This is a genomic window from Fluviicola taffensis DSM 16823 (genome assembly GCF_000194605.1).
GTDB lineage: Bacteria > Bacteroidota > Bacteroidia > Flavobacteriales_D > Crocinitomicaceae > Fluviicola > Fluviicola taffensis.
On the sequence record NC_015321.1, the window covers coordinates 169,670 to 195,184 of the forward strand.

Annotated in this window: 28 protein-coding genes; 20 read left to right on the top strand and 8 right to left on the bottom strand. The window is 35.6% G+C overall.

The window, feature by feature from the left end; all coding sequences use genetic code 11:
• Positions 1-22 precede the first annotated feature (22 nt).
• From FLUTA_RS00795 to FLUTA_RS00840, 10 genes are all read left to right on the top strand, one after another.
• Positions 23-490, top strand: coding sequence for an OsmC family protein (locus tag FLUTA_RS00795; protein ID WP_013684942.1), 468 nt, complete (start codon positions 23-25; stop codon positions 488-490).
• A complete protein-coding gene (locus tag FLUTA_RS00800; RefSeq protein WP_013684943.1) occupies positions 483-1,100 on the top strand; it encodes an HPP family protein in 618 nt (205 codons plus the stop codon). Before FLUTA_RS00795 ends, FLUTA_RS00800 begins: the two co-directional genes overlap by 8 nt.
• Positions 1,072-1,359, top strand: a complete 288-nt coding sequence (locus FLUTA_RS00805) for a helix-hairpin-helix domain-containing protein (protein ID WP_013684944.1) — start codon at positions 1,072-1,074, stop codon at positions 1,357-1,359. Before FLUTA_RS00800 ends, FLUTA_RS00805 begins: the two co-directional genes overlap by 29 nt.
• A 92-nt stretch (positions 1,360-1,451) precedes the next feature.
• Positions 1,452-1,817 carry an iron chaperone gene (locus FLUTA_RS00810; protein WP_043023551.1) on the top strand — a complete coding sequence of 122 codons (366 nt, stop codon included), beginning with the start codon at positions 1,452-1,454 and terminating at the stop codon, positions 1,815-1,817.
• A 50-nt stretch (positions 1,818-1,867) separates the two neighbouring features.
• A complete protein-coding gene (locus tag FLUTA_RS00815; RefSeq protein ID WP_013684946.1) occupies positions 1,868-3,514 on the top strand; it encodes a M1 family metallopeptidase in 1,647 nt (548 codons plus the stop codon).
• A gap of 88 nt (positions 3,515-3,602) precedes the next feature.
• Positions 3,603-4,496: a flavin reductase family protein gene (locus FLUTA_RS00820; protein ID WP_013684947.1), complete on the top strand. Its 894-nt coding sequence runs from the start codon at positions 3,603-3,605 to the stop codon at positions 4,494-4,496.
• 23 nt (positions 4,497-4,519) lie between these two features.
• Positions 4,520-4,915 carry a DUF3127 domain-containing protein gene (locus FLUTA_RS00825; RefSeq protein WP_013684948.1) on the top strand — a complete coding sequence of 132 codons (396 nt, stop codon included), beginning with the start codon at positions 4,520-4,522 and terminating at the stop codon, positions 4,913-4,915.
• A gap of 63 nt (positions 4,916-4,978) precedes the next feature.
• Complete coding sequence (locus FLUTA_RS00830; RefSeq protein WP_013684949.1) at positions 4,979-5,440, top strand: hypothetical protein; 462 nt, start codon at positions 4,979-4,981, stop codon at positions 5,438-5,440.
• A 16-nt stretch (positions 5,441-5,456) separates the two neighbouring features.
• A complete protein-coding gene (locus FLUTA_RS00835) occupies positions 5,457-6,386 on the top strand; it encodes a hypothetical protein (RefSeq protein ID WP_013684950.1) in 930 nt (309 codons plus the stop codon).
• Positions 6,387-6,609: 223 nt separating this feature from the next.
• Positions 6,610-6,921 (top strand): hypothetical protein, encoded by a 312-nt coding sequence (locus FLUTA_RS00840; RefSeq protein WP_013684952.1) that lies wholly within the window; start codon positions 6,610-6,612, stop codon positions 6,919-6,921.
• 89 nt (positions 6,922-7,010) lie between these two features.
• Here FLUTA_RS00840 and FLUTA_RS00845 read toward each other — a convergent pair whose 3' ends face one another.
• The gene (locus FLUTA_RS00845) at positions 7,011-8,084 is read right to left on the bottom strand and encodes a glycosyltransferase (RefSeq protein ID WP_013684953.1); all 1,074 of its coding nucleotides are present in this window, start codon (positions 8,082-8,084) and stop codon (positions 7,011-7,013) included.
• Positions 8,085-8,125: 41 nt separating this feature from the next.
• Positions 8,126-9,046 carry a hypothetical protein gene (locus tag FLUTA_RS00850; protein ID WP_043023552.1) on the bottom strand — a complete coding sequence of 307 codons (921 nt, stop codon included), beginning with the start codon at positions 9,044-9,046 and terminating at the stop codon, positions 8,126-8,128.
• On the opposite strand from FLUTA_RS00850, the gene ruvC reads away from it, so the two are divergent.
• A complete protein-coding gene (gene ruvC, locus FLUTA_RS00855; protein WP_013684955.1) occupies positions 9,045-9,602 on the top strand; it encodes a crossover junction endodeoxyribonuclease RuvC in 558 nt (185 codons plus the stop codon). The genes FLUTA_RS00850 and ruvC overlap by 2 nt on opposite strands.
• Complete coding sequence (locus tag FLUTA_RS00860; RefSeq protein ID WP_013684956.1) at positions 9,599-10,300, top strand: hypothetical protein; 702 nt, start codon at positions 9,599-9,601, stop codon at positions 10,298-10,300. Before ruvC ends, FLUTA_RS00860 begins: the two co-directional genes overlap by 4 nt.
• Here FLUTA_RS00860 and FLUTA_RS00865 read toward each other — a convergent pair.
• From FLUTA_RS00865 to FLUTA_RS00875, 3 genes are read right to left on the bottom strand one after another with little or no spacing between them, the layout of a single operon-like run.
• Positions 10,297-10,650, bottom strand: coding sequence for a DUF4296 domain-containing protein (locus FLUTA_RS00865; protein WP_013684957.1), 354 nt, complete (start codon positions 10,648-10,650; stop codon positions 10,297-10,299). The two genes, FLUTA_RS00860 and FLUTA_RS00865, sit on opposite strands and share 4 nt — an antisense overlap.
• Complete coding sequence (locus FLUTA_RS00870) at positions 10,647-11,984, bottom strand: dihydroorotase (protein ID WP_013684958.1); 1,338 nt, start codon at positions 11,982-11,984, stop codon at positions 10,647-10,649. Before FLUTA_RS00870 ends, FLUTA_RS00865 begins: the two co-directional genes overlap by 4 nt.
• Positions 11,984-12,697, bottom strand: coding sequence for a polyprenol monophosphomannose synthase (locus FLUTA_RS00875; RefSeq protein ID WP_013684959.1), 714 nt, complete (start codon positions 12,695-12,697; stop codon positions 11,984-11,986). The genes FLUTA_RS00870 and FLUTA_RS00875 overlap by 1 nt, the downstream gene beginning before the upstream one ends.
• 310 nt (positions 12,698-13,007) lie before the next feature.
• Between FLUTA_RS00875 and FLUTA_RS00880 the strand changes: the two genes are divergently transcribed.
• Both FLUTA_RS00880 and FLUTA_RS00885 read left to right on the top strand, forming a co-directional pair.
• Positions 13,008-14,399: a choice-of-anchor B family protein gene (locus FLUTA_RS00880; RefSeq protein ID WP_013684960.1), complete on the top strand. Its 1,392-nt coding sequence runs from the start codon at positions 13,008-13,010 to the stop codon at positions 14,397-14,399.
• 10 nt (positions 14,400-14,409) lie between these two features.
• Positions 14,410-15,024 (top strand): hypothetical protein, encoded by a 615-nt coding sequence (locus FLUTA_RS00885; RefSeq protein WP_013684961.1) that lies wholly within the window; start codon positions 14,410-14,412, stop codon positions 15,022-15,024.
• On the opposite strand, the gene FLUTA_RS00890 is transcribed toward FLUTA_RS00885, so the two are convergent.
• The 3 genes from FLUTA_RS00890 to FLUTA_RS00900 form a co-directional block, all read right to left on the bottom strand.
• Positions 15,025-15,501, bottom strand: coding sequence for a regulatory protein RecX (locus FLUTA_RS00890; protein WP_013684962.1), 477 nt, complete (start codon positions 15,499-15,501; stop codon positions 15,025-15,027).
• 2 nt (positions 15,502-15,503) lie between these two features.
• Positions 15,504-17,051, bottom strand: a complete 1,548-nt coding sequence (locus FLUTA_RS00895) for an Rne/Rng family ribonuclease (protein WP_013684963.1) — start codon at positions 17,049-17,051, stop codon at positions 15,504-15,506.
• A 316-nt stretch (positions 17,052-17,367) separates the two neighbouring features.
• Positions 17,368-17,658 carry an HU family DNA-binding protein gene (locus tag FLUTA_RS00900; RefSeq protein WP_013684964.1) on the bottom strand — a complete coding sequence of 97 codons (291 nt, stop codon included), beginning with the start codon at positions 17,656-17,658 and terminating at the stop codon, positions 17,368-17,370.
• Between the two features lie 108 nt (positions 17,659-17,766).
• Here FLUTA_RS00900 and mutY point away from each other — a divergent pair, with 108 nt between their 5' ends.
• The 6 genes from mutY to FLUTA_RS00930 all read left to right on the top strand — a co-directional run bounded on the left by mutY (position 17,767) and on the right by FLUTA_RS00930 (position 25,479).
• The gene (gene mutY, locus FLUTA_RS00905) at positions 17,767-18,774 is read left to right on the top strand and encodes an A/G-specific adenine glycosylase (protein WP_013684965.1); all 1,008 of its coding nucleotides are present in this window, start codon (positions 17,767-17,769) and stop codon (positions 18,772-18,774) included.
• Between the two features lie 169 nt (positions 18,775-18,943).
• Positions 18,944-19,393: a single-stranded DNA-binding protein gene (locus tag FLUTA_RS00910; protein ID WP_013684966.1), complete on the top strand. Its 450-nt coding sequence runs from the start codon at positions 18,944-18,946 to the stop codon at positions 19,391-19,393.
• A gap of 2 nt (positions 19,394-19,395) precedes the next feature.
• Positions 19,396-20,730 (top strand): gliding motility-associated protein GldE, encoded by a 1,335-nt coding sequence (gldE, locus tag FLUTA_RS00915; RefSeq protein WP_013684967.1) that lies wholly within the window; start codon positions 19,396-19,398, stop codon positions 20,728-20,730.
• A complete protein-coding gene (gldD, locus tag FLUTA_RS00920) occupies positions 20,723-21,304 on the top strand; it encodes a gliding motility lipoprotein GldD (protein ID WP_013684968.1) in 582 nt (193 codons plus the stop codon). Before gldE ends, gldD begins: the two co-directional genes overlap by 8 nt.
• A gap of 239 nt (positions 21,305-21,543) precedes the next feature.
• Positions 21,544-23,913, top strand: a complete 2,370-nt coding sequence (locus FLUTA_RS20395) for a M14 family metallopeptidase (protein WP_013684969.1) — start codon at positions 21,544-21,546, stop codon at positions 23,911-23,913.
• A gap of 108 nt (positions 23,914-24,021) precedes the next feature.
• Positions 24,022-25,479 (top strand): MBOAT family O-acyltransferase, encoded by a 1,458-nt coding sequence (locus tag FLUTA_RS00930; protein ID WP_013684970.1) that lies wholly within the window; start codon positions 24,022-24,024, stop codon positions 25,477-25,479.
• Positions 25,480-25,515 lie beyond the last annotated feature (36 nt).

Sequence of the window (25,515 nt, forward strand, 5' to 3'; positions counted from 1 at the left end):
TTTCAATTATCCATTCTCAATTATGAAAGAACATACTTACGAAGCAACAATTCTCTGGACAGGAAATAAGGGAACAGGAACATCCGATTATACAAGTTATGAAAGAGAATTTACGCTTAAAATACAGAATAAACCAGATTTATTTTGTTCAGCAGACATTCCTTTTCGTGGTGATGGAACAAAACACAATCCGGAAGATTTCTTTTTAGCTTCGCTTTCCAGTTGTCACATGCTTTGGTATTTCCACTTGTGTGCAGATGCCGGAATTCAGGTCGTAGCATATATAGACGAACCGATTGGAAAAATGATCCAAGATCCAAATGGCGGTCGCTTTACGTCTGTTGTCCTTCATCCTCAAGTAATCATTACCGATCCTACTCGAATTGATGAAGCAAACTCTTTGCATCAAGAAGCCCACAAACAATGTTTCATAGCGAATTCATGCAATTTTCCAATAACTCATCAACCAACCTGTATTTCAAATGATTAAGAAAAAAAGCAACTCATTTCGCAAGGTGAAATACATTCTCTACAAAGAAACACTAGTCGATTTCAAGGAACATTTTTGGACATTTATCGGTTCTTTTTTTGGTATTGGATTAATTGCACTGACTCAATCTCAATCGCTCGATAAATTGGAGAATATTTTCTTAATTGGATCCTTTGGAGCCAGTAGTGTGTTGATTTATGGAGCAATTCAAAGTCCATTGGCACAACCTCGAAATTTGGTCGGTGGACATTTAATTTCTGCTTTCATCGGTGTGTGTGTCTACAAACTAATTCCTGATCCAATCTGGCTTTCTGCTCCGCTTGCAGTAAGTCTTTCCATTGTTGCTATGCAAATGACCAAAACACTTCATCCACCAGGCGGAGCCACTGCTTTAATTGCTGTAATCGGAACGCCTAAGATCAAAGCACTTGGATTTATGTATGTCCTTTCCCCCGTTCTATCTGGTGTTCTCATTCTTCTACTTGTTGCAATTATTGCAAACAATCTCACAAAGAATAGAAAATATCCTACCAACAGTAGATGGACAAAATACATCAAACCGAAAAAAATCAGATTAAGAGATGTTACAAAAAACAAAACGAATTTGTAAAAAAGGTCATCATTACTTAAAAGGAAGTGATTGTCCTGTATGTCCAATTTGTGAAGAAGAACGAAAATCGGAAGCTGACATATTTGCTGGTCTTTCTGCCCCAGCTAGAAGAGCAATCCAAAACAATCACATTAGTTCACTCGAAGAACTCTCAAAATACTCTGAAAAAGAAATTATGAAGTTCCATGGAATTGGAAAAACCTCCATTCCTACATTAAAAAAGCTCTTAACCGATAAAGGACTTTCTTTCAGTGAATAATTTGGGTTATATTTATCTTTAAAAAGACTTTTATAGACAGAAGACTTGACCTGTCTATGGTCTTATGTATAACTTCTTTAGTCTCAAACAAAATGAAAACTTTCACCAACGTCGATCAATACATTCAGGAGTTTGAAAAGGAAACTCAGGAGCGCTTAATCGCTATAAGAAAACTGATTCAGGAAACCGCACCAGAAGCGATAGAATCAATCTCGTATGGAATGCCTGCTTACAAAGTCAATGGAAAACCCTTGGTCTATTTCGGAGGATATAAATCACACATTGGATTTTACGCCACACCAACTGGGCACTCAGCATTTGAAAAAGAACTTTCCAAGTACAAGCAAGGAAAAGGATCCGTTCAATTTCCTCTGGATGAGCCGCTTCCTGTAAAACTGATCAAAGAGATTGTTTTATTTCGCCTCGCCGAGAATCAAGCTAAATCTGGAAAAAAGTAAATAGACAAGTCCCTCTAAAAAGGAATCATTACATTCGAAAAAAATAGTTCATGAGATATCTGCTTATTCTTCTTTTGATCATTTCAGAATCCTGGTCTTATGGACAGTTTAGTCACGCTGATTCTATTCGAGGTCATTATGGAAGTTCACGCAACTGGTGGGATTTAAAACACTACGATCTAAGCGTTACATTTGACATCGACAAGAAGGAAATTCACGGAAAAAATGTGATTACTTTTTCCACAGAACCAGTGAGTGGAGTGTATCAAAATCGCTTTCTCCAAATCGATCTGCAAGACCCAATGGTTATTGATAGTGTTATTCTAAGCGGATGGTTTCATATTTCTTTAGAGGATATTAAACAGGATGGAAATGCCTATTTCATTCCCTATCAGGAAGCGAATCACAAGCAAAAAGAAGATACAGAACTTACAATTTACTTCCATGGAAAACCACGTATAGCAAAACGCGCGCCCTGGGATGGCGGAATCATTTGGAGTAAAGATCCGAATGGCAAACCTTGGATTACTATTGCCTGCCAAGGATTAGGTGCAAGTGTTTGGTTTCCCTGCAAAGACTCCCAATTCGATGAACCGGATAATGGCGTTACCATGCATTACACATGCCCCAGTTATTTGGTTTGTGTGAGCAATGGATTGTTCGTAGGCAAGGAAATCAACAATATGGGTCAATCGACCTACTCATGGAAAGTCAGTAATCCAATCAATAATTATTGCATGATTCCATACGTTGGTGATTATGTAAACATGCATGAACACTTTGCAGGTGAAAAAGGAAGCCTGGAAATCGATTATTGGGTTTTGAGAGGAAATGAGGAAAAAGCGAAGAAACACTTTCAAGATGCCCCAAAAACATTGAAAGCTTTCGAATATTGGTTTGGTCCTTATCCATTTTACGAAGATGGATACAAGTTAGTAGAAGCCCCACATCTTGGAATGGAACATCAAAGTGCTGTTGCATATGGTAATGGGTTCAAGAATGGATACATGGGAACCGATTTAAGCGGTACAGGAATTGGATTGAAATGGGATTTCATTATTGTTCATGAAAGTGGGCACGAATGGTTTGGGAATAATATCACCTCCAAAGACATTGCAGATATGTGGATTCATGAAGCATTTACCTGTTACAGCGAAACGCTCTTCACCGATTATTGGTTCGGCAAAGAAGATGCAGATACATACTGTCAAGGACTTCGAAAAAATATAAAAAATGACAAGCCAATTATTGGCCCATACACTGTAAATACCGAAGGAAGCGGCGATATGTACTACAAAGGAGCAAATATGCTACATACTATTCGTACGATTTATGGAAACGACTCCCTATTTCGTGTGATGCTTCGAAAAATGAATGCAACGTTCTATCACCAAACTGTGACGACGCAACAAATCGAGCAATTTATGTCGAAGGAACTAGGAATGAACTTAACTCCCATTTTTGAGCAGTATCTTAGAACCAAAAAGCTCCCTACTTTGCAATTAAAATACTCCAAAAAGAAAGTAAAATACAGATGGGTTAATTGTGTAGCAGGTTTCAATATGCCGATTATGAATGAAAAACAAAAACTCGTTTGTACTTCCAAATGGAATTCCTATTCGATTGAGCATGATTATTCTTCCTTCGAACTGAATAAGAATTTGTATGTTCTGAAAAAGGAGTCAAAAAAAGAATAAGACTCCCTTTCAAATTTTGTTAATTAATTCTCACAAGTTACCTCAAAATGCCCTCTTGAATTTGGTATTTTTGTAGAAAACTTCATTGATGTTAACACTCGATCCAAAAGAACTTCCAATTCCAAAATTACATGGCTACCTGCTTGGTGCAATTGGACCGAGACCTATTGCTTTTGCTTCAACTATTGATGAAAACGGGGTGAACAATCTTTCTCCGTTTAGTTTTTTTAACGTGTTTTCTGCAGCTCCTCCCATTCTTATTTTTTCTCCAGCTAGAAATGGAAGAACAAATACAACGAAGGATACCTACAACAATGTGAAAAATATTCCAGAAGTGGTTATTAACATTGTGAACATGGATATTTTGCAACAGATGAGTTTGAGTAGTTCTCCGTTTCCATCAGATGTGGATGAATTCGTGAAGGCTGGATTGACTCCAATTGCCTCCGATACCATCAAGCCAATGCGCGTTTTAGAAGCTCCTGTACAATTCGAATGCAAAGTTCTTGAAGTGAAAGAATTAGGCACTGAAGGTGGAGCTGGAAATTTAGTAATTTGTGAAGTGACTAAGATCCATATTCACGAAGACATTTTAGCTGAAGATGGAACAATAGACCAAAAGAAAATCAATTTGGTTGCTCGAATGGGAGGAAATTGGTATTGTCATGCCAATGAAGCTTCCATGTTCGAAATTACGAAACCTATCACAACAATTGGAATTGGTTTTGATCAGCTTCCAGAAGATATTCGTACAAGTTCCATTCTTTCAGGAAACGATTTAGCGCAATTAGCTGGAGTTACTGAAATTCCAAATGAAACGGATGTAAATGAATATAAACTATTGGAATTAAGTGATTTATTCCTTAATTTAGAAGATGAGCCCGTAAAATTGGAAGAGGCTTTACATAAACGTGCAAAAGAATTAATAACAAATAATGACATTGAAGGAGCTTGGATGACCTTGCTTTCTTTTAATGATTAAAAATGTAAATAACCAGTAGAAATATGTTTAAAATATCCGGAATCCTTAAGGTGAAAAATGATACAGTACAAGTATCAGAGAAATTTTCGAAGAGAGAATTTGTGTTAACTGATAATGCGAGTATGTATCCTCAAGATATCATGTTCCAGTTAACTCAGGATAAGTGTAGTTTGATTGATGGATTCAATATGCAAGATCAGATTGAAGTCTCTTTCAATTTGAGAGGTCGTGAGTGGACAAGCCCACAAGGTGAAGTGAAATACTTCAATACCTTAGAGGCATGGAGAATTGAAAAAGTAGGTACTCCTTCAATGGGTGGTGGTATTCCATCTGGTGGGCCAACTGCAATGAGTTTAGATCCAATCGCAACTCCAAGTGCATCTACTGCTCCAAGCGACGACGACGATTTACCGTTTTAATAATTCAAAAACCCTAGCAATTATTGTTAGGGTTTTTCTTTTTAATTATCTTCTACACACACTATGAATACTGAAATATCGCGCAAATTAACAAACAGTCTTACCTTGATTCGAATCATTTTCGGAGGATTACTATTTGGGATTGTTAGTTTTCTCACCGCTATGATTATCATCGTCCCTTTCAATTCTCAAACTAATCCTTCCAATGAACTGTTTCAGCTAATTGCTCCGATTTTTATGGTAATCGCTGTTTCTACATCCATTTTTCTTCGAAAATCAACATTAGCCAAAATTCACAATGAAACCAATCCAGCGAAGCTAATCAAAGCATATACCTCCTCAAAAATCATTCAGATGGCAATGATGGATGCTTCTATTCTATTTGCTATCGTGTGTTTTGTCCTCACAACCAACTCATATTTCGTTATTTTAAGTGGACTTGGAATTCTATATTTCATCTCTCTCTTTCCACTTCAAAAAAAAGTGATACATCAATTAAACCTGAACAATCCGATCGAATATTAATAAAAAAACATAAGCCATGTTATATTTTCGTTTTCTTTTAACAGTATTAATTCTAGTTAATTTGAGCAGCTCATGTACAACTACTACAGAAAAAACAAGCAACGAAAAAGCAGTAAAAACGGAACAATCGATTTCACCTTTTATAGGAACATTTGTTTCTAAAGACTATTCTAAAAAGGAAGAAGGTTCAGATTGGGTTTCTGTAAAAATCACATCCATCACCGAAAAGTTATTTCGATTGGAAGTCCGCTCACGTGCTGATATCAAAAAACCTACTTGCACGATTACTTGTGAAGCTCGTTTAACAGACGAAGGCGAATTAGTTGGGGTACAATATGACTTTGAAGTAGGTGTCAAAATAAATAAAGACTTGATTGAAATCTATTCTCCATCTAATAAAAATTTGAACTATTTCTGTTCTGGAGGAGCAACATTAGCTGGTAAATATACACGTATTTCAGGTGAAGCAGATCAAAAGCAAATCGATCATTCGCAATTTTGGAAATTCTTAGAATACAACAATTATACTTTTTCGGTTCAAGCTATTAGAGATACCTTAACACTTCAACCCGCTCTTCCATTAGGCCGTGTGAATGAAATCAAAATACCATTCAAAGGTTCTATTGCTGATGCTGAGATTGCTGATTTAGATGTCGATGGCTTTCCTGAAGTTTATGTGTATGTGCGAGAGGGAAAAGATCAACACATTCGTTTGATAGCATATAACTTAAATAAAGGAAAATCTTTGAGTGAGATAAACTTGCAAGAAGCAAAGAAAACTGATTTAGGGGAATTTGCTGGTGGCGATCAATTCCAAACAGTAGAAAGTACCTTAGTTAGGAGGTATTCAATTGCTGGAACAAACAAAACTCAGCAAATTCAGTATAAATTAAAACAAGGGGAAGCTCTACCTCAATTAATAGTCGACAAAGTGTTTTCCTATTAAACATTGAATTTATTTTTTCAAATCGGGGAGCATATTTTCAATTTGAATAAATAGTTCCTGATTCGATGAATTTGGCATGTACAAACACACAAGACAGACTCATGTGTAATAGATTGATGATTAATGAATTAAATGTCAATTTAACTTATTTTACAAAACGCAAACTGGTCACTGGCATCGTTTTCCCTAATGAGTAGTCAGCAATCTTTTAAAAATAAGTTATATGAAAAAGTTTATCATCGCAGCAGTCGCAATTACGACAACAGTATTTGCAAACGCACAAGCAGAAGCAGAAATCAGCCAAGTACAAACAGAAATAGCTGCAGCTAATCCTGACAGAGTACAAATCAAATTGGAAGAATTACCTGCTGGAGTTCAGAAAGCACTTACCACAGATGCTTTTCAAGGATGGAATGCTAAAACAGCATACATCATTAAAGCAGAAAAGCCATACTACGAAGTAGAATTGGTTAACGCAAAATCTGAAAAAAATGTGGTAAACTTTAATGAAGACGGAACAGTTATTAAAAAATAACTTCCAGTCATTAGCTAGAAAGGTCTTGTAATCACGTGATTCTTCGCGTCAACTACAAGACCTTTCTTGTTTTTAAGAAATCACAAAATCTATCTTCCCTTCCACTCTGGCTGAGTAACCATTGTATAAGCCAATAATGCAAAGAGGTAAATTGGATAAAAACATTCAAACAAGACCAAACCAATCAAATCAAAACTGGTAGTTTTCTTTTTATCCATTCGCACCAACATAAAATCACATCCAAATTTGAAGAGCAGCAAACAAAGTGTTAACCAATAAATACCTGCTGAAAAAGTAATAATAAGCAACAAGAAATAATACAAATGCAAGCCAACAGCCCAAATTCCCAGAAAATTGTTTAACCTGTCTGCAACATGACCCGTTTTACTCAACCAGCGAACACGTTGTTCCATCACTGCTGATAAAGTATTTGGTGTTTCTGTTTCCACTTTTAGCGCTTCGTTTTCCACAATTTCAATTCGTTTTCCAGAATCTCTAAACGCTCTTAAAGTATAAATATCATCTCCACTCAAAACATGATCATGATCTTCAATGTCATCTACTTGATCGAAACTTTCTACATGTATCAATAGATTTGCTCCACTGCAATTAACGGGTCTACTCCAACCAGCGATTCCTTTATTGAGGATCGTCGTAAATAAATACTCTAGAGTAAAGAAAGATTGCCACCATTTTGTTCCAGTCATTTCCACAGGTAAAATGAGTAACTCTCCTTCTGGAAGTAATAACAAAGATTTCGTGTAATCTTTTCCAAAAGTCACATCTGCATCCATTGTCAAACAAAAATCTGTTCGCACATGATCCATTCCAAACCGAATAGCACGTTTTTTTCCTCGCTGTTCTTCTGGCAAATGCAACAAACGAATCGGAAATCCGTCCATTTTTTGGATCAAATCAATGTATGCATCTGAAGAGTGATCATTGACAAAAATCCACTGAGCTGGTTGGTAACGTTGGGAATAAACACATTCCATGAATTTTTCCAGATTGTGTGCTTCGTTGCGAAAAGGAATAACGATAGATATTTCATCAATTGCCATCATTCTTTTTGCGTTTTTACTAATTCTCAATCGGTTTACGCCAAAAAAGACTGTCAAAATTGAAAGCATGTAAATAAGAACCCAAGAACTAATCAACCACATATCTTACTTTTTTCTTATGAAACAAAGCGACTAAAAGTCTGCTATCGTTTTTTTGGCAACCAAACAAAGCTACTCATAAATGCTGGTAGAGCACTATTAAAGAGGTAAATCAGAATACTCGATACAATGACATCAGGAACAGAAACCACAGTACCAGCAAATACAAATAAAGCGGCAGTTTCACGAATCAATACTTTCCCCGACCACAAAGATGGAACGAACGAAGTTAATAAGTAAATCAACCAAATTTGCGGAAATAAGAACCAAATATCGTCGTATCCAAAAGCAACAAACAGGAAAACATACTGAGAACTAAACACCAAAAACCGAATGAATGAAAAAACTAAAAGAGGACTTTTTAAATGCTGATACCTTCCATGGATACTTTGCAATCTCCGAATAAATGGATAAGAACTTCTTTTCTTGGGAAGAATATAATCTCCATAGAAATAAATCAAAATGATTACCGCTCCACCAATTGAGGTGGAAATCCACCAAGAGTTGGAGTTGCCATATTTCAGTAATAATGCTAATAATCCAAAAACAAGCGTTGGAATTAACTGACTCAAATTGGCTAATGCCGTAGAAAAGATGATGTAAATTGTTTCTCGTTTTTGAAAAAAGATCAATCTTCCCAAGAAATTACCCCAACCATTTGGAGTCATAAATCCAGAAGCAACACCTGCCCAAAAGGCATTTTTCACTAGAACAGGATCTGCGTTTAAGGGCTTTGTAATCGCTTTCCACTTCAAAAATTCCATCCAAAGATTCGGAACTAAAAGTATAAAGCTGATAACCAATGCCCACCAATGTTTAATCTCCAAACCTTTCGTATGTTCCCAATCCACATTTCGCAATTGGAAATACAAACTCCAAATCACAGCTACAAAGACCATTAATTTGATCAATGTCATTAAAACAGCTCGTTTTTTAGTAGCTTTATCTTTCTCTTTCATTTGCATGGCCGAAGATAAAATAATTTTAGGGATTGACCCCGGAACAACTGTATTAGGATATGGATTAATCCACATTAAAGGCACGAAAATTGAAATGCTCAACTTCGGAATTATTCAATTAAACAAATTGGACAACCAACCCGATAAATTGAAACGCATTTTTGATCGAATTGACGGTCTAATGGAAGAGTACAAACCAGACGAAATGGCAATTGAAGCTCCTTTCTTTGGGAAGAACGTTCAATCCATGCTAAAACTTGGAAGAGCTCAAGGAGTCGCAATTGCAGCTTCTCTTCGACGAAATATTCCGTACGAAGAATATACTCCAAAACGCATTAAACAGGCAATTACGGGTAATGGAAACGCTTCAAAAGAACAAGTTGCGGCTATGCTCCAAACTTTACTAAAATTCGATGAAATTCCAAAATACTTAGATGCCACGGATGGTTTAGCGGCTGCCGTTTGTCATCATTTTTCCAAAGGAATTGGTGAAAACAATAAAAGCAAAGGAAATAGCTGGACCAATTTCATTAGTAATAACCCAGATCGTAAAATCAGATGAAAAAAATCATTTTTCTTTTAATTGTTATAAGTTCAACCACTCTGAAAGCCCAAGAAACTTTCGAATGGTATGAAGGAACCTGTTACATGAAAGCTCAAATAGACACTTCAAAAGCAACCTATAATCAAATTCAAAATGCGCATTACACTTTGATTCAAGCTTCTGATTTAAGTCAACCGTTTTTAGCTTACCAGGTAAAAGACACGACTTACATGAACGTGAAGGGGATTCAATTCGAGTGCGGAAATTTCTTGAATGAATTGGATAAAATGGACTATCCAAAAGGAGAATACTGGACAAAAATAAAAAAGGAAAAAGCAAACAATTTACGTGAGCAATGCCTTTTACATGAAAAAGCAGTCATCGCATTGACTAATCCCAAAGCTTTAAAAGGAACACCTTACTGCAAAGAATGTTCGGAATATATTTCTGCATTAGAAAAAGGTGGGGAAATACTTCTAAAACTTTGGAAAAAAATGACTGAAGAAGAAATTGCAACTGCTAATAATCCAGAATTATTAAGCAAAACTTTCGAACAAAGTTGGAATAGTCCGAATAATGAGTTTATTGCACGGTTAGAAGTTCTGAGATATGGTTGGTGGAACTGCGTTCTTCAAAATCAAAAAGAATGGTTCAGTGAAAACCTTTACAAAGCTGAATTTCAAAAATTGATGATCTCAATCACACCTTGTAATTAAGATTTCTTCTGCATTTCAATCGATTTCTTTTGAAGATTCTCTTGAACTTTATCAATGATAAATTTGAACTCTTCTTTCGTTCCATTATAATAAATGTAAGAATCTTCGTATTGTTTTTCAGTAATATTCTTGGACTTAAGATAAGCCCTTCCAGAAGCATTCATGACTTTATAGTATCGATTTACGGTTGTATAGGTGTTTGAAATATGAGCTTCCAAAATATAGATATCTGTCATCAAATCAATCATTTCAGTTTTAGGTATTAAGTTGTCGGGTTTCTGCAAACCTTCTAACCCATCATGACATGACTGAGTAAGTACCAACAATGCTATGAATAGAATTATTTTCATCGATTAAACAATAAACGCTCCCCACTTTGAACTCCCGTTAACTTTCCTTCATCAAAGACCAATTGACCATTCACAAAGGTTTTCTCAATAGAAGCTGAAAAAGTCGTTCCTTCAAAAGGTGACCAAGCACATTGTGACAATAAGGATTCTTTCGTAATCGTTGTTTTTCGATTCAAATTCACCAATACCAAATCCGCGAAATACCCTTCTCGAATAAAACCACGATCTTTCACTTGAAAACAAATTGCTACAGCATGAGCCATCTTTTCAACGACTCTAACTAATGGGATTTTTCCGTTCGCTGAGGCATCTAACATCGCTAACAATGCATGTTGAACAAGGGGGCCGCCTGAAGGTGCTTGTAAATACTTTTGCTGTTTTTCTTCAATAGTATGCGGCGCATGGTCAGTCGCAATCACATCTATTCGATTATCGAGCAATGCCTCCCAAATTTGCGCTCTATCAACTTCTGTTTTCACAGCAGGATTCCACTTTATCCAAGCGCCTTTTTCAGTATAATCAGCAGCTGAAAACCACAAATGGTGAATACATGCTTCGGCAGTAATTCGTTTTTGTTCCAAAGGAATATCATTTCGGAAAAGAGCCGTTTCAATTCCAGAAGAAATATGCAATATGTGTAAACGAGTATTGTTCTTTTTAGCTAAATCAACTGCTTTCGAAGAAGAGATGTAACATGCCTCGGCACTACGTATTAAAGGATGAGCTGACATTGGAATGTCTTCTCCGTATTTTTCCTTGTAAATCTCCAAATTCGTGCGAATTGTCCCTTCATCTTCACAGTGAGTGGCAATCAGCATGGGAACATTTGCAAATAAATGCTCCAAAGTACTCGTATTATCAACCAACATATTTCCTGTTGATGATCCCATAAAAATCTTCACACCACAAACATTTTCAATATTTGTGCGCATGACTTCCTCGTAATTATCGTTTGAAGCTCCCATGAAAAATGAATAATTCGCTGGAGAAACTTCTGAAGCCCTTTGGTATTTTGCTTCTAATAATTCTTGAGTCAATGTATTTGGAACCGTATTGGGCATTTCCATGAAAGAAGTTATTCCTCCAGCAACAGCCGCTCTAGATTCCGTTTGAATAGTCGCCTTGTGAGTTAATCCAGGTTCTCTAAAATGTACTTGGTCATCAATACAGCCAGGAAGAAGATGTAAACCTTCACAGTTGATTTCCTCCACAATTCCATCTACTAATATCGAAGATGCAATTTTGATAATTCGCTTGCCTTCAATTAAAACGTCAGATACAAACTCTTTCCCTTCGTTAACAAGCGTTGCGCTCTTCAATAAAATTTTTGTCATTACACTTTGAGATTTCTCATTTTCCAAACTCCAAAAAATGCCTCTTTGAATATACTAGATGACATTTTTGATTCTCCAAATTGGCGATCAATAAATGTAATTGGAACTTCAATTAGTTTAAACCCTTTTTTCTTAGCTGCATATTTCATTTCAATCTGAAAAGCATATCCTTTAAAATGAATATTGTCCAAATCAATTGCCTTCAACACTTTACTGGAATAACACATAAATCCAGCAGTTGTATCTGAAATACCAATAAACAAAATCATTCTCACATAGACTGAAGCAAAATAAGACATTAAAATACGGCCCAATGGCCAATTTTGAACTTTTCCTCCTTTTGTATAACGTGATCCAATGCTAACATCTGCACCTTTTACAGTACAAGCCTCTAAAAGTCGGGGTAAATCCAATGGGTTGTGTGAGAAATCACAATCCATTTCAAAAATGTAGTCGTAATTATGATTCAAAGACCATTTAAATCCGTGAATATATGCCGTCCCTAGTCCCATTTTCCCTTGACGTTCTTCCAAAAAGATACGATTGGGGAATTGAGTCATCAAATCACGAATAATAGATGCTGTTCCATCTGGAGAATTATCATCAACAAAAAGAATATCGATGGATACAGGTAAAGCCATGACAGCTTGAGCCATACGCTCAACGTTCTCTTTTTCGTTATAAGTTGGTATAATTACAATTGCTCGAGTCACGCGGGTTTTATTTCAGAGGATAAAAATAGTCAAATTCCGCTTCCTTTGTTGATAATATGCTGTTTCTAACAAATTTTAAAAGTCTTAAAACTTAAAAATCTTTTAAACTAAATAACAAACGCACTTCACATCATATTCCCTACATTTAAAATTGCATGTAAAGTTAAGTGAGAATATTCCTTTACTTTCATCTAATAAACTCGATGCTTTTCAATTTTCTCAACACATGTTTCCTCTCAATTACTGTCGCACTAACGTTTGTTGTAATTTGCTCTTCAAAAGCTATTGCTTTTTCTTATCTTTGAAAGAGATGAAATGGATTGCTAATCGTATTTTTTTGATTGTATTGATTGTTCAAAGCCAACAACTAGTTGCGCAATCATTCCAAAATATCACGAAATTAGATCAATGGCATCAAGACAGTTTAATTACGAACACTTCTCTTAATCGCTATTCAGATTGTTACGGATTTGTGCAAAACGGACAGGAATATGCAGTTATTGGGTCCACTGAAGGAACGCACGTTTTTTTAATCAATGATCAGGATAAATTAATCCCTAAAGGTTTCATAAAAGGTCGTTATTCGAGCACTTTTGTTGAACACCGAGAATATGCCGTGTTTAAAAACTACCTCTATGCAGTTTGTGACGAAGGTGTGAGTAGTTTGCAAATCATTGATCTTCAACACTTACCAGACTCCATTTATTTAGCAAAAGAAGACAGTACCTTATTTGGAAGAGTTCACAACATTTTCATAGATACGATTCAGCAAAAATTGTATTCATGTATTCACAGAAGTACCGTAAACACTCAAACTATTGATGCACCTTTAAAAATTTTCTCATTAGCTAATCCTTTAGCATTGCAAGAATTATGGAGCGGCCCGAGTGATGTAAATGAAGTACACGATATTTATGTTCGAAATGGAGTCGCTATTCTAAACTGTGGTTACGATGGATTAAGAGTTTATAACTTCACGAATACCACGAATCCTGCTTACCTCGATTCTAAGTCCATATACCAAGATCAAGGATACAATCATCAAGGCTGGTTAACTCCAGATGGAACAAGGTATCTTTTCGCAGATGAAACAAACGGAAAACGAGTGAAAAACTGCAGCTTCGATGGCTCGATCGTTACCATTAAAAACTACTTTGGAACCAATTACCAAAACGGCTCTGTTCCACACAATATTAAAGCCACCAATGAATTTGCTTTTGTTGCCTATTACAACGAAGGCCTTCGGATTTTTGATTTGAGATATCCTATTCCTTTGGAAATTGCTCATTACGATACATATCCGGATGAAAAGGTCTATAAAATGAATGGAAACTGGGGAATTTATGCTAGTTTGCCTTCCAAACGCTTATTGGTTTCTGACCGAAAATATGGATTATTTCTACTTCATTTCAATCAAGAAAATGCCTTAAAAAGCTTTCCTCTTAGTGAATCAATCAATATCTTTCCAAATCCGATTTCTTCATCTGAATCCATTTTCATGACGATTCCTTTGGAGACGGAACGGGTTGAATGGCAGATTTTTGATTTACAAGGAAAACAAGTTTCAAAGGGTGAAATTGAACATTTTAATTCAGTAGAAATCCCTATGAACTTTGCTGTTGGAACCTATCAACTAAGAATTCATCTGTACGATGAGCGAAATAACCAAGAAGAAATCACTCGAAAAATTGTAGTTATCTAAAATCAAGTATATGAAAATCACATTAATTCCCGTTTTAACTATCGCATTAATCCTCTTGGGAGCTTGCGGTGCACCTGCTAAAAAAGATTATTCCAAAGAAGTAGATGAAGGTACTTTTGATGGAAATCAATATACAAGTCAGGCACTTGGCTGGACAATGGAATTTCCAGATAATTGGATAATTACTAAAAAATCGAGCTTGGAATCATTGGATGAAAGAACCAAAGAAATTGTAGAAGATACAAGCTCAAATATGGCAGGGATAAAGCGTACACTTGCTTTTCAAAAAAACTACGACAACAATTTTCAATCCACTTGGGAAGAATTTTCTGGCGATCAAACTTCATACAAGCGCATCATTTCAGATATTCACAAAACGATTTATAACAATTACTTGGATCAAAGAACTCCTTTAGACTCAGTTGCAGGACAATTAAAAGTAAGTGGAATCACATTTGATACCTACCAAATTTCGTTATTTGATAAAAACGCAAAGAATTTCGCCAATCAATTATTGATGACAGCTCTTGTGAAAAATAAGTTTATGACAGTTACCATTGCTTATAACAACGATGCTGACAAAAAGAAGATATTGGATTTATTCAAGGGGTCGTCGTTTAAGTAATCAAACTTCATCACTTGAAAATTTCAAGATTTCATAAATCAAATCATTTTCGAAACCCTTTGATTGTGCATAACGAAGTACTTTCGCTTTCTTTTTCCAAGGATCTTTCTCCGTAGAAAGGTCCTTTTGTTTTTTTAAGATTTCTTTTCGGAGAATCTCATAGTATTCATCTGGGTCAATCGTTTTGAAAGCAAGCTGAATAATCTTTTCTGGAATGTGTTTTAGTCGAAGGCCTTGTTTGATCTTAATTCTACCCCAATGCTTGATTCGGAGCTTTCCAGAGACATAAGATTCAGCAAAACGACCTTCATCTAGGAATTTATTTTCAATGAGATAAGCGGTCAATTGATCCACTTGTTCGAAACTCAATCCCCAAGAAAATAATTTGTTTTTGACTTCAAAATGACAACGGTCTTGGTAAGCGCAATACGATTCAATTTTGTGCTTGGCTTGCTGAAACGAAAAATTGCCCTCCATGATTAGAGAGCAATTTCGTTATTATCTTTATCTCGGAAGCTATATTCCAAGAGATGCTGTGATGTAACACCTCGAACATCGACCCATTTTTTATACTTCAAGAACCATTTCCATTGTTTGGAAATAAATCCTTTCTTAAAATAAGCCTCTAAATACGGATGAACTAAAAGCGATATTTTCTTTTCTTTCTTATCTGACAACAAGAAATTCAAGTTCATTTCAATCTCTTCAGCAAACAAAATAGATGCCTGAACTTCACCTGTCCCTTTACAGGTTGGGCAAGTTTCAGAAGTATTGATATCCGTTTCAGGTCTTACACGTTGACGCGTAATTTCCACAACACCAAATTTAGACGGAGGAAGAATATTGTGTTTCGCTCTATCAGAACGCATAAACTCCTTCAACTTCTCGAATAAATCTTTGTTATTTTCTTTATCGTGCATATCAATGAAATCGATACAAACGATTCCACCCATATCTCTTAGTTGCAAGACACGAGCAATTTCTTCAGCAGCTTCTACATTGGTAGCAAGCGCATTTGATTCTTGTCCGTCGGCACCTTTTCTATTTCCACTATTCACATCAACGACGTGCATAGCTTCTGTATGCTCAATAATCAAGTAACCGCCAGAAGGCAAAGGAACTTTCTTACCAAACATGGTTTTGATTTGCTTATTGATTCCGAAACGCTCAAAAATATTGAGTTTTCCATCATACAATTTCAAGATTTTTTCTCGACCTGGAGCAATTCCACTGATATAATCTTTCAATTCACCCATCAGTTTTTCATCACTAACGTGAATATTCGAGAAATCAGCATTCAATAGGTCGCGCAAAATAGACGAAGTCTTATCGATTTCACCTAAAACACGACGTGGTGGAGTAGCTTGCTTCAAATTAGCATGCATCGTCTTCCACTTTTCCATCAAATTACGTAAATCCTGATCGATTGCCTCTACTTTTTTGTTTTCGGCAACAGTGCGGATAATGACACCAAAATTTTTCGGTCTGATATCATCCATCAAGCGGCGTAGGCGATCACGCTCTTCTTGACTTTTAATTTTTTGAGAGATCGATACTTTTTCTGAAAAAGGAACTAATACCAAATAACGCCCAGCAAGTGTCAATTCTGCACTTAAACGCGGGCCTTTACTTGAAATTGGTTCTTTAGCAACTTGTACCAAAATTGGCGAAGTAGTTGATAAAATCTCAGTAATTTTTCCATCTTTCGGAATGTCTTTTTCTGACTTGAAATACAACAAATCAGAGACATTCTGCTTCCCTTGCAGGGTATCTTTGGTAAATTTATTCAACGATTGAAATTGCGGACCTAAATCAAGATAATGCAAAAACGCATCTTTCTCATATCCAACATCCACAAACGCTGCATTTAAACTGGGCACTACTTTTCGAACTTTCCCTAGGTATATATCACCCACAGCAAAATCAGTACTTCCCTGTTCTTGATGCAACTCAATCAATTTCCCATCGCGCAAGAGAGCAAGCCAAACACCACCATCACGGGTGTCAACAACTAGTTCTAAACTCACGAACGTATAAATTAGAAAGTAACTAAAATAGAAAAACTTAGTAAGCAAATCTACTTACTAAGCTCTTCCAATATCTACAAGAAGTTTTTATTTCTTCTTTTTATGACGATTTTTTCTTAGTCTTTTCTTACGCTTGTGCGTCGCCATTTTATGTCTTTTTCTTTTCTTACCGCTTGGCATAGCAATATTATTTTATGGTTATTAATACAATTATTTCTTTTTCAATAGCTTTTAAAAAAAGCACTCCCGTGTTAACAGGAGTGCAAAGATATCAAAATAAGTTTTTCTACAACTAGTTGTAAGAAAAAAGATAGAATTATTTTACAATTACTCTATTCTTAACCTCTTCAACGAATGTTTTAGCTGGTTTAAATGAAGGAATATTATGAGCTGGGATAATAATCGTTGTGTTTTTTGAAATATTGCGTCCCGTCTTCTCTGCTCTCTCTTTCACGATGAAGCTACCAAAACCTCTCAAATAAACATTTTGACCTTTAGTCAAAGAAGTTTTAATAGAAGTCATAAATGCCTCTACAGCTTTCTGCGCTTCATTTCTTTCCAATCCTGTTTCCTCTGCAATTTCAGCAACGATATCTGCCTTTGTCATCTTATTATAAATTAAAAATTTTCAACTTTGTGATTTTCAGGTGCAAAAGTAGTCAGCAAAAGCGTTTATTTTTGCTTTATTATTAAAAATTATGAAATTTTTCCCTAAATGACTGATTTTGCCCTACTAATAAGCGATTGGTACAGACTAAATGCTCGCGAGCTACCTTGGCGAAGCACCAAAAATGCGTATTTTATATGGTTGTCGGAGGTGATTTTACAACAAACGAGGGTTGATCAAGGGATGAAATACTACCTAAACCTCATCGAAAACTACCCAAATTTGAAACAACTTGCCGATGCAGATGAAGAATCTATCTTGAAACTTTGGCAAGGATTAGGGTATTATTCTAGAGCCCGAAACTTGCATAAGACAGCTCAACAAGTTCGGGATGAATACCAAGGAGAGTTTCCAAAAACGTATTCCGAAATCATTCAATTGAAAGGGATTGGTCCTTACACAGCTGCTGCAATTTCATCTTTTGCCTTTGATTTACCTCATGCAGTAGTAGACGGAAATGTCTATCGCATATTGAGCAGGTATTATGGAATTGACGAACCGATTGATTCTACACAAGGAAAGAAAACATTTCAAGCATTAGCAGATTCATTGATTCCCAGCTCAGATCCTGCTCTATTTAACCAAGCCATTATGGAATTTGGGGCCATGCAGTGCATTCCGAATAATCCGAATTGTGAATCATGTGTCTTGAATCAAAGCTGTTTTAGCGCATTTAATTCAGAATTAATCAAAAAACTACCCATCAAAAAAGGTAAAACAAAAGTAAGAAAGCGCTATTTCCACTATTTACATATTGAAAATAAGCATGAAATTGCGTTAGATCAGCGAACGGGAAAAGATGTTTGGGAGAAACTATATGAATTTCCTATGATTGAAAGTACCGATGAATCAATTCCATTGATTTTTGCCGATTCTGCCCAGTTAATATACCAAACTAAGCACATTTTAAGCCATCAACACATTTATGCATTCTTTTATACCTCAGATAAGTCTGAAATAGCGGGATTGGACTTTAAATTCGTTGAAAAAAGTCATTTCGAAGATTATCCGATTCATCGATTGATGGAGAAATACCTTGAGTCTAATTCCAAATGACCAATCCTGAATTACGAATTTGAAATGAAGGATGGAAAATTGAAATGTTAAACTGCGCTAACGCTTGTTTACATCAAAAGCTTTGCTTTCTCTTCTTTTAAATTATCCATTTTAAATTTTCAATTCATTTAGGAATTCGTAATTTTATGTTTGTTATATTTTGAGAAATATGTCTGGTAGCGTAAATAAAGTCATTTTAATAGGAAACTTAGGGAAAGACCCTGAAGTAAGACGATTGGAAAACGGAGCTGTTGTGGCTAGTTTCCCGATTGCGACATCTGAAACCTATACCGATAGAACAACAGGAGAGCGCAAAGACAATACCGATTGGCACAATATTGTGGTTTGGAGAGGATTGGCCGAAGTTGTGGAGAAATATGTGCGAAAAGGTCAGAAAATTTACGTTGAAGGAAAATTAAAAACACGTTCTTGGACCGATCAAGCTGGTGCAACACGTTATACGACAGAAGTTGTCGCTGATGAATTGACCATCCTTACACCAAGAAATGATCAAGATAGACCAGCGAACACCAACAATCCTCCTTATCCAACTGAAGAACCGCAGAATCAAAGCCCCATGGATTTAGGCATTAGCCCGAATGACGATTTACCCTTTTAATCATGGATAGTATACCCAGATTAAGTTCAGATATTATTCCCGCCAGTATTCAAGCTGGATTCACTGTATCAGACAATATCGCTTCACTAGTCATTATTTTCATTCTAATTGCATGTTCAGCGCTTGTCTCAGCATCTGAAGTTGCCTTTTTCTCTTTGAGTCCTTCTGAAAAAAAAGATTTAGAAGAAGAACATTCTAGAAGCTCGAAAGCCATTTTAAAGCTTCTTTCAAAACCAAAGGATTTACTTGCAAGTATTCTAATTACAAACAATTTTATCAATGTTTGCATCATTATTCTTTCAACTGGAGTAATTGATCAATTTTTTCCGAATTCGGATAAACCAAATACGCTTCGCTTTTTGATTGAAGTTGTTGGAATTAGTACTTTTCTTTTGCTTTTAGGCGAGGTTGCCCCAAAACTCTATGCTTCTCGAAATACCTTATCTACAGCCCGTTTCATGGCGAATCCAATCATATTCATCAACATCCTACCTCCTTTTTCCTGGTTACGTTGGTTATTGGTAAACGGAACGAACATGATCAATAAACGCGCTAAGAAAAGAGGAATTAATTTATCTTCCGATGATTTAGAACACGCGCTCGCCTTAACAAAAGAAGATTCAGATAACGAAGATGAACACCGAATCTTAGAAGGAATTATCAAATTTGGAAATACGGAAGTTCGCCAAATTATGAAATCTCGACTTGATCTTGTAACGATTTCTAGCGATGCCACTTTTAGAGAAGTACTCGATGTGATACTTGATGCAGGATATTCCCGTATTCCAATTCATGAATCCTCTTTCGATAATGTGATTGGAATTTTATACATCAAAGATTTGCTTCCATATATCAATAACGAATTGTTCGAATGGAAGACACTTCTGAGAAAGGCATATTTCATTCCTGAAAATAAAAAAATCGATGATTTACTAAAAGAATTTCAAGACATGAAAATGCACATGGCAATTGTAGTGGATGAATATGGTGGTTCAAGTGGATTAGTCACTTTAGAGGATGTATTAGAAGAAATTGTAGGCGATATTACCGATGAATTTGATGATGACGATTTGATTTACACAAAAATAGATGATCAAACCTATCTTTTTGAAGGAAGAACCTCCCTTGTTGATTTCTACAAAGTCTTGGAAATTGATGGGAAAGACTTTGACCAAACGAAAGGAGAATCCGATACCATTGGAGGATTTATTATTGAACAAGCAGGACGAATTCTCCGAAATAACGAATACATTCGTTGTGGAAACATCAAATTAATTGTTGAAAGTTCCGACAAACGAAGAATAAAAATGATTAAAACAATTCTAGAAAATGATTAAGCTTATAGGTTCAGCATTGATTTTAACAATCTTATTATGCAGTTGCGGAGGCGATGATTTATTAATTCCAAAACCACCAACCTACCTGAGAACGGACTTTCCAGAGCACAGCTATCGAAAAGTGAGCGAAGCATCTACTTATTCTTTTGAAATGTCGAAGATTTATTTTTCGAAGCAAATCATGTATCAAGGAAAAGCAACTGACCATGCTGAAATTAATTTAGGCCCTCTAAATGGGGTTTTGTATTTGAATTATTACCCCATTCCAAATAGAGACACTTTGGTTCGATACATCAATTTATCCAATGATAAAGTGGACGAGCATCAGATAAAGGCGACTAAAATCAGCGATCAGAATTTCATTTTCCCAGGAAAAAAAGTATACGGAACACTCTTCGAATTGGAAGGAAATGTTGCAACGAACTTTCAATTTTATCTAACCGATTCGACGTCTCATTTTCTTCGTGGGGAAATATTGATGAATTGTAGACCTAATTACGATTCGCTTCGCCCCTCATTGAATTACCTCAAAGCAGATTTAATTCATTTGATTGAAACTGTTGAATGGAAATAGCTTCGCTCATTACGAATTACGAGTTCCGAATTAAAAGTTAGAGCAACTAAGTTTGATCTCTTTTATCAACATTCAAAAATCAACTTTTTGTTTTCCAGTTCGCAATATTGCAAATTGGAGAATTGGCGAAATCAAAAAATCGTAATTCGTAATTCGTAATTCGTAATTCGTAATTCTACTAAGTAGTTTACTTAGAATGAGTAAGATTCATTATTTTTATAGAAACTATATTTCTCTCTATGAAAACTACTCTCCTTTTATTTTCCTTCCTGCTTTCTTGTTTGGCATATTCACAAGAATATTCTCGAGCTAAAATTTTTGCAGACTCAAAAGGTCTACAAACCTTAGCTGAACTAGGGATTGCCATTGATCATGGAACAATCAAACGCGAAACTTTCTTTATTTCTGATTTCTCCAAAGATGAAATTAAGCAAATGCGCGAAGTTGGTTTCGAAGTTGAAATTCTGATTGCAGACGTGCAAACTTATTACGTCAACCGAAATTTAAACAACTCAGGAACAACGTCAAATACGGAAAAAAACACAACCTGTCCGCCTAGTTCTAGTTCATCTACATTTACACCAACAGTTCCTTCGAATTTTAATTTAGGTACAATGGGCGGATTTTATACCTACCAAGAATTCCTTGCTGAAATTGATGCCATGGCTACTCAATATCCCAATTTAATTACAGTTAAGGACACAATCAGCAACTTTTTAAGTATTCAAAACAGACCGATTTATTGGATGCGTTTGAGCGATAATCCAAACTCAGATGAAGCAGAACCTGAGGTACTTTATACGGCTGTTCACCACGCAAGAGAGCCAAACTCACTTTCTGAGGTCATTTTTTATATGTGGTACTTACTTGAAAACTACAATTCAAGTCAAGAAGTTAAATTTTTAGTCGACAATACAGAAATGTACTTCGTTCCAATGATCAATCCAGATGGATACATTCATAATCAAACAACCAATCCTAACGGTGGTGGAATGTGGCGCAAAAATCGTCGATTGAATAGTGGTGGATCTTACGGAGTAGACTTGAATCGAAATTATTCGTATGGTTGGGGAACAACGGGAACATCAACTCAGCAAAACAATGATACTTACTGCGGTACTGCTGCTTTCTCAGAGCCCGAAACACAAGCTATTAAGTGGTTTTGTGAAAATAGAGATTTTCAATATGCTTTCAATGCACATACTTACGCCAACGATATTTTGTTCCCCATTGGAACAACAACTGCTGAATTTGCAGTAGACCACAATTATTTTGAGGCATTTACACATCACATGGTTCAATACAATGGTTATGAGAACAAGAAATCTTCGGCTCTCTATCCTGCTTCTGGAGATTCAGATGATTATATGTACAAGTCAGACACCATTGTGAAGCCTAAGATTTTTGCAATGACACCTGAAGTCAGCAATACGAGTGACGGATTTTGGCCAGCAAGTAATGAAATCACAGGGATTTGTCAGGACATGGTATTTCCCAACTTGATTTTATCTCATTTGACTCACCGATATTTAGAAGTAAACGATATTGATCCAAGTATGGTTTCTACAACAACGGGTAATTTCAATCACAGTGCTTATCGACTAGGTTTGGAAGACGGACCTGTAAATGTGAGTATTACACCGATTACAGGCATTCAATCTGTAGGAACTGCAAGTACTCACAATTTGGCAATTATGGGTTCTCAAAACAGCGGAATTTCTTATGTACTGAATCCTACTATTCAATTTGGAGATATCATCAAATATGTTTTAAATACAGAATATATTGGCTGGACAAAACACGACACCATTGTAAAAACCTTTGGGAATATCAACTCTCAATTCATTGATGAAGCCAATAGTGCGGCAAATTGGACAGGAAACTGGGCCACTACTACATCAATATTTGTCTCTCCGAGCACTTCATTTACAGATAGTCCAAGTGGAGATTATGCAAATAACACAACTAGAACTTACTTATTCAATAACACCATCGACCTGACACATGTGACAGCTGCACAAATTAATTTCTATGCAAAATGGGAAATTGAAGCAGATTTCGACTATTGTCAATTTCAAGTTTCAACAGACAATGGAACTACATGGATTGGTCAATGTGGGAATTACACAGTGCCTGGAAATAGTGCCGATGGATCTGTACAACCAAATGGACAACCCGTTTATGAAGGAACAGAATCCAATTGGGTAAGAGAAGAAATTAATCTGAGTGATTACATTGGTGACAGTATCCGTGTACGTTTCATATTAAAATCAGACGGTGGAACAAGAGGTGATGGCTTTTACTTTGATGATTTTGAAATCCTTTACAACATTGATGCAACTGGACTTTCTGAAAATGAGATTCAATTATTTCACTTAGTTCCCAATCCTGCTAGTAGTCATGTATCGATTGTATTCGATCAAAAAATTCAAGGTGGAAAGATTGAGTTAGTGAATCTGAGTGGTGAAACAATTTCTCAATATCCGATTAATCCTTCTAGTCAATCATTAAATTTAAGTACAGAGAATTTATCAGAAGGAGTTTATTATGTTCGCTATATTGGCTTGACTGAGCAAAAATGTCCAGTTAAGTTGGTTGTAATTCACTGACTTAAATTTTCATCTTTGTAATATTTAAGTCAACTCTGATTCTTTTGTTTTTTGTTACTACTTTTGTACAATTTTAATAGTTATCCTAATAACTCTCCTTAATAAATCATGCTTTTTAACTCCGTTCACTTTTCTATTTTTCTACCAATAATTTTTATTCTCTATTGGTCTATTACAAATAAAAAGGTCCAGATTCAAAATATTCTTCTTCTAGTAGCTAGTTATTATTTCTATGCTTGTTGGGATTGGCGGTTTTTATTTTTATTAATGTTTTCAACCCTTTTAGATTACTATACTGGGTTAAAAATGGAAAAATCGACACATAGTAAACGGAAAATCTGGTTTTGGCTAAGTATCTTTATTAACCTAGGTTTTCTTGGTGTTTTTAAATATTATAATTTCTTCGCAGAGTCATTCATGGAAGCTGCCTCTCATTTAGGATTTATAATTGATCCTTGGACATTGAAAATAATTCTTCCTGTGGGAATCTCATTTTATACTTTTCACGGATTATCTTATGTGATTGACATTTATAAAAACAGAATTTCAGCCGAGAAAAATTTTGTAAGTTATTCCGTTTTCGTGAGTTTCTTTCCATTACTAGTAGCTGGTCCAATAGAGCGTGCAACACATCTACTTCCTCAAATAAAGAGTAAAAGAACTTTTAATTATCAGCAAGCAATAGATGGTTTAAGACAAATTCTTTGGGGGTTATTTAAGAAAGTAGTTATTGCAGATAACTGTGCTGAATATGCAAATCAAATTTTCAATAATTCTTCTGATTATTCAGGAAGTACTTTGATTTTAGGAGCTATCTTTTTTGCTTTCCAAATTTACGGAGATTTTTCTGGATACTCAGACATCGCATTAGGAACTGCCAGACTCTTTGGAATTGAATTACTCAAAAACTTTTCTTACCCTTATTTTTCCCGAGATATTGCTGAATTTTGGAGACGATGGCACATTTCACTGTCTTCCTGGTTTAGAGATTACTTATACATTCCGTTGGGGGGCAGTAAAGGATCTCTATGGAAAAAAGTCAGGAATACTTTTATCATATTCATTGTTAGTGGTTTTTGGCATGGAGCCAACTGGACATTCATTGCTTGGGGAGCATTAAACGCGGTATACTTCCTCCCACTATTACTTACTAATAGAAATAGAAACAATCTTGAAATTGCCGCACAAGGAAAACTCATTCCTACACTAAAAGAATTTATTAGCATAGCTCTTACCTTCGGGTTGGTTGCATTTGCCTGGATATTTTTTAGAGCAGAAAACATGGGGCATGCAGTTAAATATATCCAAGAAATATTTTCGAAATCACTATTTACATTACCAAATAGATCTGATTTCGGAAATATGAATTTACAGCCACATATCTTATTACTTTTAATTGGAATCTTCTTTTTTATTGAGTGGTGTGGTCGAGAATATTCACATCCACTTTCTTATATTGGTCAAACGTGGAAAAGGTCATTCCGATTATTATTCTATTATTCAATAATCTTTAGTATTTTCTACTTTGGCGCTAAAGAACAGCAATTTATTTATTTTCAATTTTAAGCTTTGAAAACATTCATAAAACAATTACTGAAATTC